Below are 17320 nucleotides of genomic sequence, written 5' to 3' on the forward strand. Positions count from 1 at the left end.
ATAAATCAAAATATACGTAGATTACTTTAGTATTTATTGTTTTTATAGCCCTATTCTTAAGGGCTCTAGGCATTTTGCAGCCTAATTGTTAATAAGTATAAATGCTTATATAACTACAAAAAAATGAGTATTTATCCTTGGTTAATAAATATTTTTGTAACTTATGGCTTATTTGCAATATTCGCAAATTGTTATAGAAAAGTAGCTGGGAACTATTATCTGGGTACCATTGCAATGCTGAAGATACATCTGAAAATACCCCATTTTCTTAAATTAACAGCAAAAAAAGTCCTGAATAATTGTATAGAAACTTTAGAATGGGTAAAAATTCAACGTGATATTTTTATCTTCCTCAAACAGCATGTTTCAAAAAGTTCTTCGTAATCAGAGAGTCAATAATCTTGGAAATACTTGAAAACACAACTAAAACAGATATCAGCCTACCTTCGATACTCAGGTTGTGTGAGTCACATTTGTAGAGGTAAATCCAATTGCTTGCGCGTTTGTGGTGATGGGTCGATAATGGTAATCTACCCAGATGGTGTACAGTACCGCCAAACAACTTCAGAAGTGATTGAGAGAATAATTCAAGAGCATCTGATTAACAATCAACTGGTACTTTGAAAATGTTATTCAACTCGCCCTTTGCCAAACAAATCCTCAGCTTCTAGATGATAATTGACAAAGGTTAAAAGTATGAAAAAGGATATAGTAAAGCAGGACGTGAAAATAAAGGCGGGTCGGTTTTACCTGGGAACACCTTGAGTAAATAGGTACTTGTGAAATTGAACAATTATTATTTAATCAGCGTTTTTTCACCCGCATTATTCAAAGCGATATATAATAGCGCATTATAAATACTACTGCTCTACGTATCCTTACTGGGCTTTTGCCTTGAATCCAAATAGCCGAAAAAAGTAACGCCTACTTTTGGACTCTAAAAGGATGCAAAGGCGAGTTAGGTGGGAAGAAGCAACATCCCAATCATCCACCATAGAGGATAACTATTCAAGACTCTGATGGACCGAAGTGCGATAAGTGCCACTGCTATGAAAGAACCCAGCATGAAAGAACATAAACGACTCCTATTAATTGATGATGATCCCAACCTCATATTGCTGGTGAAGGACTACTTGGAATTCCGAGGATACGAAGTCACCACAGCTGAAAATGGACGCGAAGCTTTAGAAATTCTAGAGCAGGACATTCCAGATATGATCATCTGTGATGTGATGATGCCGGAAATGGACGGATATACATTTGTTGAGCAAGTTCGGCAAACTGAACGTACTAGCTGGATTCCTGTGCTTTTCCTGTCCGCAAAAGGACAAAGTGCAGATCGAGTCAAAGGACTCAATAAAGGGGCTGATGTCTACATGGTTAAGCCCTTTGAACCAGAAGAGTTAGTTGCTCAAGTTGAGTCTTCCCTCAAACAAACAATCCGCTGGAAGGAACACCAAGCTAAAGGAGGAGAAAATGGTTCTCGTATCCAAGTACCCTTTGATGTTCAGCTAACCCCCACAGAACTTAAAGTTGTTCAATTTGTAGCTAGGGGTTTAGCTAACCGCGAAATAGCTGAAGAACTTAATGTTAGTCAGCGAACTGTAGAAAGCCACGTTTCCAATATGTTGGGGAAAACCAACCTCCACAACCGTACCGAATTGGCACGTTGGGCAATTGAAAATCAAATGGCTTAATGTCCTCTACATTTAGGAGTTAAGAGATACCCAGGATTCTGTTGATTAGATGTAAAGCCCTTGTACAAGTTCCCTGACTTAGACGCGTCAATATTGTCCTGGCGCTAAAACGAGAGAAGGCAAAAGTCTACTAAACACCATACAGAAGGGTAGTTGAGTTCAGCTTCCTCGATTTTTAGCGAAAACCCATGACAACTGAATTCGATTGAGTGTTGAAGAGTTGTGATTTGGTTACTCTCAACTCTTCACTCTTAACTCCTAATTTGCTCTATGCTTGCCACTCATCTTATTTGCTCTATGATGGTGTCAAAGTTATCAATCAACTAACTTGATGGGATGAAGTTAGTTTCTATATAGCTGGGTTGCTTTCAAGCTTTTGAGTAACCCAGCTATTTATAATTTAAAACGTTTATCTGTGTTACAACAACCGTGTGTCGAATAATACTAACATATTTTTTTTGGGGAGAAAACAGAGTTTGGGGATGATAGGTGGAAAAATCTAAGCTGAATCAGATCCGCCGAAATCCTATCTATGATTGTATTTGAACAATATTACCCAGTTGAGGCATGACTAGATTGACGAAAAACTTGTACATACAATCTGCTTGCTAATACCAATTGGAAAAAACAAGACGACACATTGTAGGGGTGAGGGAGCATGTCAACTTTGTTAGAACAACAGAACTAAACAGGCTCTAAAACTTGGGAACATTTCCCTTTTTCGTAAAAACATATTTATCAGCCTGCGGTAGACGCGTCGCGGCTTCTCTTGGAGCGGCAGTCTACAGGGATGGTAGCCACAGATTTTAGCCTGAAAAGACAGTAAAAAACTGCGATGCTCCCATTTTGCTCAAACAGCAAGAAGTCTTAGGTTCCTCAAAATAAAACCCCTCCGATGAAGGAGGGGTTAGAGTGCTTTGTCGAAAAAAGAATTATTAATTGTTGTTAATTAAAGTTTCAAATCAGAACTTACTGATTGCGTACCCACTAACTGCTAAAATCGCGCTGATTATATAAAAGACTGCAACTACTTGTAGTTCTGACCATCCAGACAGTTCTAAATGGTGATGTAGGGGTGCCATTTTAAATAAACGCTTACCTTTGCCATCAGGACCCTTAGTCGCCTTGTAGTAGCTTACCTGCGCCATAACTGACAAGGTTTCTACAAAGAAAATACCGCTGAGAATAAACAGAGCCGCTAAACTGTTGGTCAGTAATGCGACAGCACCTAAAGCGCCACCCAAAGCCAAGGAACCAGTATCTCCCATGAAAACACGGGCAGGGTTGCGATTGTGCGCTAAAAAACCCAGGCAGCTACCACTTACAGCAGCGCAGAAAACCATTAATCCTAAAGAAGAGGGAGCAACCAAAGCACCAAGCGCTAACATTGCGATCGCAACAGTTCCTCCAGCCAAGCCATCAATACCATCAGTTAAGTTTGTAGCGTTACTTTCAGCGACCAAAACGAAACCAGCTAGAGGCCAAAATAGCAATCCCAGAGGTAGAGAAAAACCCAATGGTAAAGCTATACTTGTAATAGAAGATGGTTGACTATTGATTAGCCACAAACAAAATAGAAGTGCAAAACCAATCTGCAACATCAATTTCATCCGAGGTGAAATACCTTTGTTTGACTTGCGGCGGAGAATTTGCCAATCATCAAGCCAACCGACAAAGCCGTAACTTAGCATTAAAGCTGATACAGCAAGTACATCTTGAGCGAAATTAGACCAAATACAGGCAACAATCGCGGCAACGGGAATAAAAAATATGCCGCCCATTGTTGGGGTTCCTGCTTTTTTGAGGTGTGCTTGGGGTCCATCTTCACGGATGATTTGCCCTGCTTTTAATGCTTGTAGCCAGGGAATTACCCAATAGCCGACTGCGGCAGAAATCAGTGCACAAACTAGAAGTGGCATAGTTAATGATGTCCCTTGCCAGGGCAACCTATTTGCCATTCCATCTAAAACTACTGCTGCTGCACCCAGTCCCACACCTAATAAAGAAACTAGACCAATACCAGACAGATTCAACCCTTGGTTAGGAGATAATTTTGCGTCCACAGAAATGTTCCTTCACTCCACACTTGCAAAGCTTACTAATAGGGACTTTTTTTTGAGTAGTCCCATGGAAAAAGTAGCTACTTACGGTTCTTCAGCTTCGAGATCGCTATCATCATCGTCGTCGTAGCCAATACCGTCATCACCACCCAAAAACTCTGAAATTTCTTCTTCACCTGTGTCAGCAAAAGTCTGTTCTTGAGTGTCGCGTTTAATGAGCCGACCAGTTTGGCGTAACCAATCGATTAGAGATAACTCTTGTTTTAATGGAATTACAGATGCCCGTTGAGTACGGGGCATTTCCCGTAAAAAAGAAGAATTGAACATATCGACAAAGACACTCGCGAAAATAAACTAACTTAACAATTAGAGTCTATCACTTGATACAAGAGATTTTAGTTATTCATTCAACTCTTTTCTCGAAGAACCAGACAAAAAACTATTATTTAATGTCGGGAGGAAAATTTGGCAGAAAAGCTTGAATCATTGTATGGCTTTAGATGTACGGCATTATTTTCTTCTTAATACTACGATTATTTGAGGTATCAGGCGATGTTTGAAAAATCGGCGCTCATAAATGCGATCGCGTCCACGAACCGAGGCTTAATCGCCACTGAAACACAGAAACAGTCTATCCTTGCTGCTATTGCTAGCTTAGAAGATCTCAATCCAACACCACGCCCTTTAGAGGCAAGGGATCGCCTTAATGGTGACTGGCGACTACTATACACTACAAGCCGAGGTTTATTAAACCTCGATCGTTTTCCTTTTCTTCAATTGGGTCAAATCTATCAGTGTATCCGTGTAAATAACAACAGTGTTTACAACATTGCCGAAATCTATGGCTTACCATATCTTGAAGGATTGGTTAGCGTGAGTGCAAAATTTGAACCGCTTTCCATTCGTCGCGTTCAGGTTAAGTTTGAACGTTCCATCATTGCCTTGACAAGAGTAGTTGGCTACAAAACACCAACAGAGTTTATTCAACAAATCGAAAGCGGTAAAAAATTTATGGCATTTGATTTTGCTATCAAAAGCAATAATCAACAAGGCTGGCTTGACATCACGTATATAGATGACGATCTCCGCATAGGTAGAGGTAACGAGGGCAGTGTATTTGTCTTGACCAAGATATGATACTTGGAAATGTGACATTTGCGAATAGAAACTAATCGATCTCTATAATTTTGTCAAGGAGGGGGTGACACCCTGCAAGGGTGATGGCAGTCAAATAATTACTTGATCGGGTAACAACTAAATTTGCAAACACCAAGTTTATAGAATTTACTAGAGGTCAAAAAAGGAAAAGGGGCAGGGGGCAGAGGGGAAGACCAGGACAGAACTTAGACTCCGCTCCGTATAAGCGTCCTAAAAGGACGGGGCTTGTACCCATGTTCCACTCAGCTTCTTGGAAACTATTTGGGAGGCAAAGCGCCCCAAATTTTTCCGCTCCACGCAGGTGGAAAGGGCTTGCTCCCCCCGCTCCCTGATCCTTTTCCCCCTGCCTCTTGCGGTCACGAAAAGCTATTTACCCACCACCGATTTTTAAATAACTTAACAAAACCTCTATAGACAGCCGTCAAGCGGTAAAGTGAAGACAAACAGCCCTATTCATCGAACATTGATAAGCAAAGGGGAAAAATCATGGTTCAACGTGGTTCTAAAGTTCGCATTCTTCGTCCAGAGTCATACTGGTATCAAGATGTCGGTACAGTGGCATCAGTAGATCAAAGCGGTATCAAATACTCAGTGATTGTTCGTTTTGAGAAGGTTAATTACGCTGGTGTTAACACCAACAACTTTGCTCCAGAAGAGCTAATCGAAACTGAAGCACCTAAAGCTAAAGCTAAAAAAGAAACCGCTAAAGCATAAGATTAGTGTTTCGATTTGGAAAAAACTGACCCAACCCAGAGTTAGGATAAGTGATTTATATATGGGGAAATAAGGTGGTGTGACTCCCTTGAGCTTTCATTCCTTTATTTCCCCATTCATTTTGTTTAGGGAGTCGGGAATAAAAAGGCTTTATCCAATTTAAACATGCATATAAAGAACCCCACCCCCTGCCCGCTGTATTGTTGCGGGATTATAATATTTTCTATTTGAAGTAAAATGCCTGAATTGCCAGAAGTCGAGACAGTGCGACGAGGTTTGAATCAACTGACATTGAAGCAAAAAATTGTGGGTGGAGATGTCCTGTTGCCTCGTACTGTTGCTTATCCCCACTCTTTAGAAGAGTTTTTAGAGGGTATTCAAGATCATTACCTCACAGCTTGGCAACGTCGCGGTAAATATCTCCTTGCTCAACTTGACTCTGATAGTGAATCTTTTTTGGGTGTACATTTACGGATGACAGGGCAGTTATTATGGATGCATCAGGATGAACCGCTACATAAACATACAAGGGTACGAATTTTCTTTGAAAATCATCAAGAATTGAGGTTTGTAGATCAGCGGACATTTGGTCAGATGTGGTGGGTTCCCCCAAATAAACCTGTGGAAACCGTGATCACAGGTTTGGCAAAGCTAGCTGTAGATCCTTTTGCGGCAGAATTTACAGTTGATTATCTTGCCGAAAAGCTGAAAAATCGCCGTCGTCCAATTAAAACAGCATTATTGGATCAATCGGTTGTGGCTGGATTGGGAAACATTTATGCTGATGAAGCCTTATTTATGAGCCGAATTCGCCCAGAAACACAGTGTACAGAATTAACGCGATCGCATATCCAAAAACTCCACCCTGCTATCGTTCAAGTGCTTACCAATAGCATCGAAGCTGGTGGTACAACTTTTAGTAATTTCCTCAATGTTCAAGGTGTAAATGGCAACTATGGCGGGGTAGCTCTTGTTTATAATCGTACAGGTCAACCATGTCGCATTTGTGGTAGTCCGATTCAGCGAATTCGCTTAGGTGGACGTTCCAGTCACTTTTGTCTGGAATGTCAAAAATAATGTACGCTAGATTGCCTTTTGACTGGATAGGAAGAAAGTATCAATTGAATTTTAACTACTGTATTCTTTTTTGATTAAAAAAAACTTGCTGAAAATTGAAATATATGCATCATAATTTTTCAGAGTTGGAATCCATTGATTAATATCCCTCATTAATGGCTTGATGAGCAAAAATTACACAGCAATGGGGACTTGCCACAGGCTAAAATCCGGAAAGAGAACATAATATAAGGTCAACAGGAAAAATCATGGCAGTCAAAAAAGGTGAAATGGTACGTGTCGTCCGCGAAAAACTAGAAAATAGTGTGGAAGCACAAGCTAGCGATTCCCGTTTACCTGGTTATTTATTTGAAACTCAGGGAGAAGTGCTTGATATCAAAGGTGATTATGCTTTTGTGAAGTTCGGAAAAGTTCCTACACCAAACATTTGGTTGCGTCAAGATCAATTAGAAACTTTTTAGAAATCTTTAATTAAAGTGAGCGTGGGTGCAAAGTTATGTGCCCACATTTATTAATTATTAATTGTATAGATATTTGTCTATATAGTAAATTGAGATACATCATCACGAACAAAATAGGAGAATGCAAAGAATGCGATCGCATACGCCATAAATGCCACTAAAAGTCTATACTACTAATGAGATGAATTCGGGTACAACATGGCTAACATTTCAATTTCCGTGCCAGATGAATTACTAAATTACATCGACCAAAAGATAGAAAACCATAATTCCCTCATCCAATCACTATTACAACATTGGCGACAACAACAAGAAGATGATGCGTTAGCTACGGCTTGTGCTTTAGTTGACGACTTAGATTTAGGGTGGGATAGTGGATGGCAGACAGCAGCAATTACAGACTTGGAAGCATCTGGACTGTAAATTTTGACCCTTCAGTCGCTACAGAAATTCGGAAAACACGTCCAGCTTTAGTAATATCTGATACTTTATTTAATGTTGCACGTCGGAAAATTACGGTACTCCCCTTCACTTCCATCCGACTCAATGATTCTCGGATTTCACCTGCTTTAGTGGTGGTACCTACATCACCATTAAACGGGTTATCCGTGGATAGTATGTTAGTATGCGTCGAACCGATGACTTTTGATAAGGTACGGTTAATCCAGCGAGTGGGTGATTTAGAACCAGAATTATTACAGCAGGTTCAACATAGTTTACGTCACTACTTGGGTTTGAATCTAACTTGAGTTAGCGTAGCGTATAAATAAATTTTTAACTTTGTCTAGCTTGACAATGCCTTGGGCAATTATGAAGTGCTGATGAAAGACTTAGGGGCGTGAATACGTCCTAATGAGGAGCAAAAAAGTATTGAAAATAACATTTACATTGACAATCTTGTTTAAATGTATAGTTTTTTACTGACGTATATAATGTATATTTTAGATTTTGCAAGTCTTTTCGCTGACGTACTTAAGTATCCGATGTCATAATAAAACAATTAAGAATTGATAATCGGTAAAAAAGGAATACGTATGAGTTCGGGTAATAATCGTTTGCAAGTAACTCAGGTGCAGACTCGCTTGCTTTTGGGTTTGTGGGATTTGTCTGGAACAGAAAATAAAGTTACCAAAGGAAAATTAAGCGATCGCGCAGGACGTAAAAAAACAAACGCTGCTGTGTACGATAAAATTTACCAACAATTAGAAGAAGAAGGTGCGATCGCGGTTGTTGGCAATAAAAGGGTAGTTCATGTTTCCCTAACTAATAAAGGTTTACAGGTATTAGCTGAAGGTTTAAAGAGTTCAGATTTCAGCTTTGAGGGGACTATTATTGGTACTTGGGTAGCAAATGCTCTATTGAGATGGATGAGACAAAATAGTCTGAGTATTAATACAAGTGAATTAGCTAACGGATTTAAGAGTGCGATCGCATCTTATGACGAGTTTAAGTTATTACTTCTTGACTTGTTTGAAAAATTAAACAAAGGGAATGCTTACAGTGGATTAGTTCCAATATGGCATTTGCGTGATGAGCTACATGAAAGAGTGAGTCCAAATAAATTTAATGAGTGGATGATGGAGATGCAAGCACAAAAGTTGCTATACCTCCAAAGTGGGGAGGCTCGTGGAGCAACTGAGAAACAAAAGCGAGACTCCATTGAGAGTGAAATTCGAGGACTGTTATTTTTCGCTAGCAAACCATTATGAAATCAAGGTAGAAAACAAAAATGTCTATAATCGAACCCTATGCTTTGTTTGAAAAAGCTCGTAAACAATGCCCAAATCCTTTCACACTAGAATCAGTCATAACTGCAAATGAGGTTTGGGGTGAGGTTATAACTAATCTACCCAGTCTCAATGAACATATTGATCGGCAAATATCTGAGGCAATCTCCGAAATTAAACAAAAGTATTCGAGAAAAAAAGGAATTACGATTAAGGGTGATAGAGGTACTGGAAAAAGTCATATTATCCATAGAATATGGAAAAAAATTTCACAGCAAGGTGATTCTATATTTTCTTATATCGGTCCTTGTTCTAATCCTAAACGTATCAATTCTCATGTACGTTTTTATTTAGCAGATAGCTTTAATCATCAGGATATTAAGGGAGTTTCCCAATGGCAGAAACTTGCTGCCGCTGCAATTAAAACTTTAAAAGGAACTGATTATGAAGAAAAATATCGCCATTACATAGAAAAATGTGATTCTCCCAACGAACTGAAGAAGTATATTATTAACATTCAAACAAAAGAGACTCTCGAAGTTTTTTTTGATGAATTGGTTGAAGCAATATTAGAAAACTCTTCTAACATTGATTATAGTTTTTTGAGAGCAATACTATTTTTGCTGTTAAAAAATCTAAAAGATGCTCAAATAGCCTTTGCTTGGATTAAAGGTGAAGAACATTCGGAATTTAAAAAAGTACATTTACCTGAGTTTTCCCTCGAACAGCAAGAAGATAAATCTATTTGGATGATTCAGCAGATATGTAAACTAGCTGATATAGCCTCATTACCCGTGCTAATTTGTTTCGACCAATTAGATAGTGCTAGGACAGATAGTGATTCTGGTGATAGTCCGGCTGAAACTACAGCTAAGTGTATCGACCAAATTTACTTTCAGTGCAGTAATGTTATTCTAATTTGTTGTGTCATTAGTGATACATGGATAGAAATTGAGCAAATGGGAAGTGGTATTCCTGATCGAGTAGGTCAAAGTTTAGTTACTGCTCAACCACCTAATGCAGAACAGATGGTAGAGCTTGTCAAGCTCAGATTAAATTGGTTTTATAAGGAAAATCATCTAAATTCTAATGATTATGCCAATCTATTTCCTTTTGAAGAAGCCAAAATTAGGAATGTTGCGAGTCAAGCTGCTGGTGTCCGTGACCTAATGAAATGGTGTGCCGAACAGTTTGAAACCGCAGAAATTATACCAGGACAAATAATAGAAAAACCACATATAAATCCAATAGAAAAGAATAAGAAAGAATTTTTAGATAAGTACAAAGAACTGTTGAAACGCATTGATGTTCCCATCAAAGATGATGATAAATTAGCTGCTATTATCACTTGTAATATGAAAATGATTCCTGCTGAAGGAACTGCAAATATAGTAGTTACTCAAGTTCAGCAAATATCTTATAAAAATCATGATTTACATTTAATAATTATTGGCTATGACTGCCTTGATAATCGTAATGTCAAGATTGGAGTAAGAGTTTCTGAAGCTACAAATGGTAATACTTTCAATGCAGTGATGAAAAGACTTCTTGACTACAAAAAATATGGAATCACCCGTGGTTGTTTAGTACGTTCTACTTCTGTTCCTAAAAATTGGAAACAAGGAAACCAACTTAAAGACCAGCTTGAGAATCAACAAGGAGGAGAAGTTGTGGTTTTAACGAAAGAAGAGATGAAGCCTTTAGTAGTAATTGAAACCATATATAATGATGCTGAAAATTATGGTTTTAATAAGGAGGAAGTAACCAATTTAGTTAAAGATTTAAGATTGGTCGCGGATAATAAACTAATTTGTGAAATTCTGAGTGCCCCAAACTGAAATGAATATTCATAATGGTATTCAATTAGCCGCTTTTGATGTAGAAATGCTAGCTTTAGGAAAATTAATTTTAGTACCTTTTCATCAGACCCTCAAGGAAGGAAAAGCTTTCTGGCTATATCCAAGCCAACAACTAACTAATAACTTAAGTCTAGAGCAGTATTATAAGCCAGAGTATTTAACTAGTGCGAAAAAAACATTAGTTAAATATTCAAAGTTTCCCATTCAGATTCAAGCTTGGGCAAGTTGTGAAAAATATTGGCGTATAAATTGTGAACAAAAACATTTATTACCTAAGATTGCACAATCAACTATTTGGAATTTGAGTGCTTTAGAACATATCTTTGAACAGCATCAAGTTCTCAAAATTTTGATATTGCGAGTTTTTCGCTTATCTAATCCTTGTATGGTTAATTTACCAGTAGAGGTAGGTCATTTTTACTGGTCTAAATCTGAGGATTCGATAACTACAGCTAGTGAAAAAGATACTCCTGTTGTTTCTAATGCTAATTTTAAGCAACGTAAAAATTTATTACTCAATGATAAAGTTTATCCCTATACAAATATAGAATCTTTACAGTTTCAATGCGAAAAAAGTTTAGAAATTCATCCAAATTATCAGAAACTTAACCATACTATCAAACTATTTCTGGGCTGGAATAGTCAACCTATTTCCAAACAATCTAATCCCGATTTAGCCTGGATTGGGACGATCGCAAAGTTAGGCGATCGCAGTATTGAACTGGATGAGAAAAAAAGCAGTTACCAAGCTGGAACCGACTTTGAAAATATAGTTCGTCAAAGCCTAGAGTTTTTAGGATTTACTATTGATTATTCTCACAAAGGTGGTGCAGGTGGTTTAGATTTATTTTGTTCCCAACCATATCCATTAGTTTGTGAGTGCAAAGCAGGTAAACTTATTCCGAGTAGGACAGTTGAAGAATTGATTAAGCTGGGGGGAATGCATTTAGGAAAAGATAAATTTATTGATTCAGCAAAATTAGTAATTGGTCCCGGTAATCCCTCCTCAGATACTCTCAAATCTGCTCAAGAATGGAAAGTTAGTATTATTAATGCGATGACATTACAAAAATTAGTCGAATTACACGCAAAATATTTAGGTTCCATCAATTTATTTGAGTTAGAAAAATATTTAGAGCCAGGTCAAATTGATGTCAAACTTGAAGAATATATACAAAAAATAGAGAAAGAGATTGAGTTGCGATCGCACATTATCCAATTCGTCAAAGAATATTCAGAAAATACAGGTACTGAGCGTACAGGTGTCGATTCACTGCACGGATTTATTGCTGGAAAGTCTTTTAGAACTCAACCTAAAGAATTACATGAAATATTAATTGAATTATCATCCCCACTCACAGGTTACTTGGGACGAATTAAAGGAGAAGATTGGAAACGAGATAGATTTTACTTTTTACGTGACTTATCCATTACATAACTATCAGGAAATATCCCCGAATTCTTGAAGAAGTCGGGGATTCGCATACCTGTGACTAATCAAAATTAAGCTGCTTAAATACTAGATTGAAAACTCAATTTGATTATTGATATTCATCTGCTTTAATGATTCCCTTGCTAGCTCTAAATCGTAGGGATAGGGACGAGGAAAGGGAGTATAATCTTTCTCAGTTGCGGGACGGTGACGTAGAACTGCATTCACTACTACACACGGAAAGGGATTAAAGTTAATCGCCCCGTGTAAAACTCCTGTGGGAATTTTAACTACAGCAGGTCTATTTTCGCTAACTGGAATGTATTGGTACTTTTTGTTAATTAAGGTGACAAGAACAAATTCGCCTTTAACAACTAAGATTTGATCTGTTTGTGATTTATGTACAAATAAATCATCTATTGTATTTGCGGGGATTTGTACTAGCATGGTTTCATGACTAGCTTGGGGTGTGAAAAAGCGTGTCATCCCACCTTGAATTGATTCTAAATAATGAATTTCTAGGTTTCTTGGCTGACTCATTTTACTTCCTAATATTTATTTTAGTAATGTTTATTTTTTTAGTTTTCATTAGGTTTTGATAGCCTAAAGTATCCAACTATTTTTATCTGTTGGAAGGAAGATTATGAAATAGATATTTCCTGAAAAAATATCTACCAATTGCGACAAATATGGAGTGTTACAGCTAAGTAAATTACACTTTCTCAACCTAAAACTGCTTAGAGAGGTTCTAGTGAAACTTCTTTCTATATTGAATATTGTTGGGTTAACTATGGATTCAATTTGGCAAGGGTTGATTCGGGAAAAGTTGATTTAAGTCTATGGCTAAATTCAGGGACTAAAAAAACTGAACATTCCAAGAATTAAAGACTACCTTTATATTCTATCTTAAATGTTCAGCTATAAAAAATTGTTGCGAAAGAGACAATAACGAGACAAAGTATGATATCTGGACTACATCTGTTAGCTAGCAGATACCGTGAGACTGCTGGGTTCGCTGGGATTACCTTCAATGGTAATTTCCCGTTGATTTGCGTGTAAATGGCGAATAATTATGTAGATTGACTCAATTTTGTCGGGACTACCTAATTTTTCAGCGATTTGTGCCAATGTTAGGGCTGCTTTTTCTTTTCGCAGGACATCAACTATTTGTGTTTGTAATTCCAAGATGGTAGCAGCGGCTTTTTTGCCTGCTTCTACACCGGGTTGGTGGTAGGCATTAACATTAACCAGACTGGCGTATAAGCCCACTGCACGTTCATAGAGGGCGATTAATGCGCCGACAGTACGGGGGTTTACTTGGGGGATGGTAACGGTGATGGAGTCGCGCTGATTTTCATACAGGGCTTGGCGGGTTCCTTGGAGGAAGCCGGAAAGGTAATCTCCTGTGGTGATACCGGGTTCGACTTCGGGGGAGGGGCAGCTGCGATCTTCTAAAACTTCGATGAGGGTAGCAAAGAAATTGGGTACACCTTCTCGAAGTTGTTGTACGTAGGCATGTTGATCGGTGGAACCTTTGTTACCATAAACGGCGATCCCTTGGTAAACGATATTACCATCTAGGTCTTTTTCTTTACCTAAAGATTCCATCACCAGTTGTTGAAGATAGCGGCTAAATAATAGCAAACTATCTTTGTAAGGAAGGACTACCATGTCCTTTTCACCCTTACCATTACCTGAGTAATACCACGCTAAAGCCAGGAGGGCTGCGGGATTATTTTTAATATCTGGAATACGGGTAGCATCATCCATTTCCTTGGCACCTTCCAACATCTGCTTGATGTCGATACCTTGGAGGGCTGCGGGGACTAAACCAACGGTGGACAGTTCGGAAGTGCGTCCTCCCACCCAATCGTACATGGGAAAGCGTGCTAGCCAGCCTTCAGACTTGGATTGTTCATCTAATTTGCTGCCTGCCATGGTGATAGCGATCGCATAATTAGCAAAGTCCAGGTTTTGACCACTATAAGCTTTTTTGACTTCCAACATGGCGTTACGTGGTTCGGGTGTACCACCAGATTTGGAAATTACTAACACCAAGGTGCTAGAAAGGCGATTGCGGAGGTGGGTAAGTACCCGGTCGATGCCTGCGGGGTCGCTATTATCGATAAAATGAATATTTAAAGGCGGAAAATCTGTAGTTAGTGCCTGTGCCACAAATTGGGGACCTAAGGCAGATCCACCAATGCCGATAGAAATAATATCAGTAAATCGGGCAGCTTTCGGAGGATGGATCGCCCCCGTATGGATTTTATCAGCAAATTCCTCAATTTGCTCGACAGAATCAACAATTTCTTGTGTCAGTTCCGGAGTCGGGGCTAAATCTGGGTTTCGCAACCAATAATGTCCAACCATCCGGTCTTCATCTGGATTTGCGATCGCACCTTTTTCCAAAGCCGCCATATCACTAAAAGCTTTTTCAAATTTCGGTTGCAATCCTGCCACAAATGCGTCGTCGAAACGCATCCGGCTAATATCAAGATAGAATCCTAAACCTGCGTGGAAATATAACCAGTTTTGGTATCGCAGCCAAAGCGCTGTAGCGTCCATAGGGAAATCTCAAGTTAAAGTATTTTTCAAGAACCAGTTTAAGGTAATGCTAGAGCGATCCCATTTCACCCTTATACAGTTTTAAGTCTTGATATATCTGCTCGTTTCAAACATCTGGCATCGGAATGATGCGGATAAACTTAACAATCTCCCCCTTTAACTCGATACCAATTAGATAATTATCTATGGTAAAGCGATAAAAAATACCTTCTCGATCAATTTGTCGCAATTTTGGTAAGCAGTGCAGTTGTGGCTTTTCGACAAATTCCACAAACACGAAATTATGTACATATTGGAAAGCTGAATCTTCAATGTTCCTCAAATCAGCTAAAAAAGAGCGCATATAGCGAACTTCAATACTCATTGTTACATTCCCTTGACTTTTAACCTATTACCCCCTTTATCTTATTTTGAGGAAACCAATCTCATTGCTTCCTCATAAGTTAATGTATCCCACGGCTGATGCGATCGCTTAACTTCTTTAATAGCTTCTAACACTTGGACATCACAATGCAATTCATATACAACGTCCCACGCTTGTGAGAGTTCTTCCTCTGTCAACTGTTCAATTAACTGATAAAACCTAGTTCGCAAAGCATCCATAATCTTAACGACTTCTCACAACTCATCCCTATTGTTCCCAAATTCTCATCTTCTTTCCCCAGCAAGGCAGAATTGAGGAAATACAGATGAAGCTTAGGAAAGCAATTTTCTTCCAATGTTAGGTGATGGAGAAAGAGGAACAGAGATTACAACGATTTTAGATATCTGAGTGCATAAGTCCTGGTATCATTCAGTGGATTCAGCAGTTTTCCGGAATTCCAATTCCGGAATTTGTAGTCAACAGGCATTATATGGAAACGGGACATATATTTGAGAGGAAATTTTCCTCTACTTTCTCGGATCTTTCTATATTGACTTTAGCTGCTTGACTTAATTCTGGTTTGCAGATTATTTCAACTTGTCAATTTTTGCATAAAATCATCTGACCAAAAAATATTTTCCCATACAATTGCCTGAAAGTCTGACATCCAGATTTTATACTCGTGACATTTCGCCAAAACCTGCATATGGGTTGGAAAGATGTAGAAGGTGAGACATGTTGCACCTCTAAAACGTAAATATATATTGCGATTAATCTAAGTTGCCATAACTACTGAATTCTAAATTCTGCTGTATTATTTCGGATAACCGAAAAATCACAGCACATTTTTATCTCAACTAAACAAACAAGATGAAAAAAATCGCCTTAGAAACCCAATCAAGAAGAAAAATGAAATCTCCAAATATTCTGGCTACCTGTGTCATTGCCTTGATGATGGTTGGATGCGGAGACACTAACCCAAACTCCACCAGCACCACTTCCCCCGGAACTTCAACCGCAACAACTGCCGCAGGTTCCGGTAACACCGTCAAAATTATCTCTAGCTTCCCACTAACTGGTAGTTCAGTTGGTCAAACCCAAACAATTATTAACGGAATTAAACAAGCATTGGAAGAATCAAATTCCTCAGCTTGTGGGGGTAAACTCAAAATTGATTATGAATCCCTGGATGATGCCACAGCTGCTTCTGGAAAATGGGATGCAGCAAGGGAAGCAGAAAACGCCAATAAAGCAGTTTCTGATCCTAATGTTGTTGCTTATATTGGTACCTTTAATTCTGGTGCTGCAAAAATTGCTATTCCTATCCTCAACCAAGCTAACTTAGTCATGGTTAGTCCAGCAAATACTGCTGTTGGTTTAACTAAACCTGGTGGAGAACCAGGAGAACCAGAGAAATATTATCCCACAGGAAAACGTAACTATGCTCGTGTAGTTCCGGCGGATGATTTACAAGGTTTAGCTGGTGCTAACTGGGCAAAATCCTTAGGTGCAAAAAAAGTTTTTGTTTTAGATGACCAAGAAATTTATGGTAAAGGATTAGCTGATGTTTTTGAAGCTAGTGCGAAAAAATTGGGAATGGAAGTTTTAGGACATGAAGGAATTGATTCTAAAGCCACAGATTACAAAGCATTAATGAATAAAATTAAGGCTTTGAATCCAGATTTAATTTATTTTGGTGGAATTACCCAAAATAACGGTGGACAGTTAATTAAAGATATGCGAAATGTGGGGATGACTGCTGATAAAGTTAAATTTATGGGTCCAGATGGCATTTTTGAACAGGCATTAATTGATGCAGCCGGAAAAGATGCGGAAGGTGTTTATGCAACCTTTGGCGGTATTCCTCCTAAAGAATTAACAGGTGCGGGAAAAACCTGGTATGAAAGTTATAAGAAAAAGTTTAATTCGGAACCAGAACCCTATGCAGCATACGGTTATGAAGCTGCTAAGGTTGTAATTAGTGGGATTGATAAAGCTTGTAAAAATGATCGTGTTGCTGTCAAAGATGCTGTCTTGGGAACTAGGGATTTTCAAGGTATTTTGGGAACTTGGAGTTTTGATGCAAATGGTGATACCACTTTGAAAGATTTGTCAGGTAATGTTGTGAAAAATGGTAAATGGGAATTTGCTCAAAAATTAGAAGCTAAATAATAAGCATTTAATATTTAGATCCTCGACTTAT

The 17320-nt window shown here is 38.5% G+C and carries 17 protein-coding genes; 11 read left to right on the forward strand and 6 right to left on the reverse strand.

Annotated elements, in window-relative coordinates; translation table 11 throughout:
* Positions 1–1019: 1019 nt before the first annotated feature.
* Positions 1020–1697 (forward strand): response regulator transcription factor, encoded by a 678-nt coding sequence (locus CAL6303_RS26890; RefSeq protein ID WP_015200997.1) that lies wholly within the window; start codon positions 1020–1022, stop codon positions 1695–1697.
* 962 nt (positions 1698–2659) lie between these two features.
* Here the strand turns inward: CAL6303_RS26890 and mraY are convergent.
* Positions 2660–3760, reverse strand: coding sequence for a phospho-N-acetylmuramoyl-pentapeptide-transferase (mraY, locus tag CAL6303_RS26895; RefSeq protein WP_015200998.1), 1101 nt, complete (start codon positions 3758–3760; stop codon positions 2660–2662).
* An 81-nt stretch (positions 3761–3841) separates the two neighbouring features.
* A complete protein-coding gene (locus CAL6303_RS26900; RefSeq protein ID WP_015200999.1) occupies positions 3842–4084 on the reverse strand; it encodes a DUF3134 domain-containing protein in 243 nt (80 codons plus the stop codon).
* Positions 4085–4309: 225 nt separating this feature from the next.
* Here CAL6303_RS26900 and CAL6303_RS26905 point away from each other — a divergent pair, with 225 nt between their 5' ends.
* From CAL6303_RS26905 to CAL6303_RS26945, 9 genes are all read left to right on the forward strand, one after another.
* On the forward strand, positions 4310–4894 hold the full coding sequence (locus tag CAL6303_RS26905) for a PAP/fibrillin family protein (protein ID WP_015201000.1): 585 nt from the start codon (positions 4310–4312) through the stop codon (positions 4892–4894).
* A 507-nt stretch (positions 4895–5401) separates the two neighbouring features.
* Positions 5402–5629, forward strand: a complete 228-nt coding sequence (locus tag CAL6303_RS26910) for a photosystem I reaction center subunit IV (RefSeq protein ID WP_015201001.1) — start codon at positions 5402–5404, stop codon at positions 5627–5629.
* 237 nt (positions 5630–5866) lie between these two features.
* Entirely contained in the window at positions 5867–6706 is an 840-nt protein-coding gene (locus tag CAL6303_RS26915) for a DNA-formamidopyrimidine glycosylase (RefSeq protein WP_015201002.1), read from the forward strand.
* Between the two features lie 248 nt (positions 6707–6954).
* Positions 6955–7167, forward strand: coding sequence for an NAD(P)H-quinone oxidoreductase subunit O (locus CAL6303_RS26920; protein WP_015201003.1), 213 nt, complete (start codon positions 6955–6957; stop codon positions 7165–7167).
* A 198-nt stretch (positions 7168–7365) separates the two neighbouring features.
* Positions 7366–7590, forward strand: coding sequence for a type II toxin-antitoxin system ParD family antitoxin (locus tag CAL6303_RS26925; RefSeq protein WP_015201004.1), 225 nt, complete (start codon positions 7366–7368; stop codon positions 7588–7590).
* Positions 7545–7916: a type II toxin-antitoxin system PemK/MazF family toxin gene (locus CAL6303_RS26930; protein WP_015201005.1), complete on the forward strand. Its 372-nt coding sequence runs from the start codon at positions 7545–7547 to the stop codon at positions 7914–7916. Before CAL6303_RS26925 ends, CAL6303_RS26930 begins: the two co-directional genes overlap by 46 nt.
* Before the next feature lie 285 nt (positions 7917–8201).
* Positions 8202–8876 carry a hypothetical protein gene (locus tag CAL6303_RS26935; protein ID WP_015201006.1) on the forward strand — a complete coding sequence of 225 codons (675 nt, stop codon included), beginning with the start codon at positions 8202–8204 and terminating at the stop codon, positions 8874–8876.
* A gap of 20 nt (positions 8877–8896) precedes the next feature.
* Positions 8897–10732, forward strand: a complete 1836-nt coding sequence (locus CAL6303_RS26940) for a hypothetical protein (RefSeq protein WP_015201007.1) — start codon at positions 8897–8899, stop codon at positions 10730–10732.
* Position 10733: 1 nt separating this feature from the next.
* Complete coding sequence (locus tag CAL6303_RS26945; RefSeq protein ID WP_015201008.1) at positions 10734–12191, forward strand: DUF1802 family protein; 1458 nt, start codon at positions 10734–10736, stop codon at positions 12189–12191.
* Between the two features lie 81 nt (positions 12192–12272).
* Here CAL6303_RS26945 and CAL6303_RS26950 read toward each other — a convergent pair whose 3' ends face one another.
* The 4 genes from CAL6303_RS26950 to CAL6303_RS26965 form a co-directional block, all read right to left on the reverse strand.
* Entirely contained in the window at positions 12273–12725 is a 453-nt protein-coding gene (locus tag CAL6303_RS26950; RefSeq protein ID WP_015201009.1) for a hypothetical protein, read from the reverse strand.
* A 441-nt stretch (positions 12726–13166) separates the two neighbouring features.
* Positions 13167–14753 carry a glucose-6-phosphate isomerase gene (locus tag CAL6303_RS26955; protein WP_015201010.1) on the reverse strand — a complete coding sequence of 529 codons (1587 nt, stop codon included), beginning with the start codon at positions 14751–14753 and terminating at the stop codon, positions 13167–13169.
* 106 nt (positions 14754–14859) lie between these two features.
* Positions 14860–15117, reverse strand: coding sequence for a hypothetical protein (locus CAL6303_RS26960; protein WP_015201011.1), 258 nt, complete (start codon positions 15115–15117; stop codon positions 14860–14862).
* A 41-nt stretch (positions 15118–15158) separates the two neighbouring features.
* Complete coding sequence (locus tag CAL6303_RS26965) at positions 15159–15356, reverse strand: hypothetical protein (RefSeq protein ID WP_015201012.1); 198 nt, start codon at positions 15354–15356, stop codon at positions 15159–15161.
* Positions 15357–15987: 631 nt separating this feature from the next.
* Between CAL6303_RS26965 and CAL6303_RS26970 the strand changes: the two genes are divergently transcribed.
* Complete coding sequence (locus tag CAL6303_RS26970; RefSeq protein WP_015201013.1) at positions 15988–17289, forward strand: branched-chain amino acid ABC transporter substrate-binding protein; 1302 nt, start codon at positions 15988–15990, stop codon at positions 17287–17289.
* Positions 17290–17320 lie beyond the last annotated feature (31 nt).

The sequence above is a fragment of the Calothrix sp. PCC 6303 genome, from assembly GCF_000317435.1.
In the GTDB taxonomy this organism is placed as follows: Bacteria; Cyanobacteriota; Cyanobacteriia; order Cyanobacteriales; family Nostocaceae; genus PCC-6303.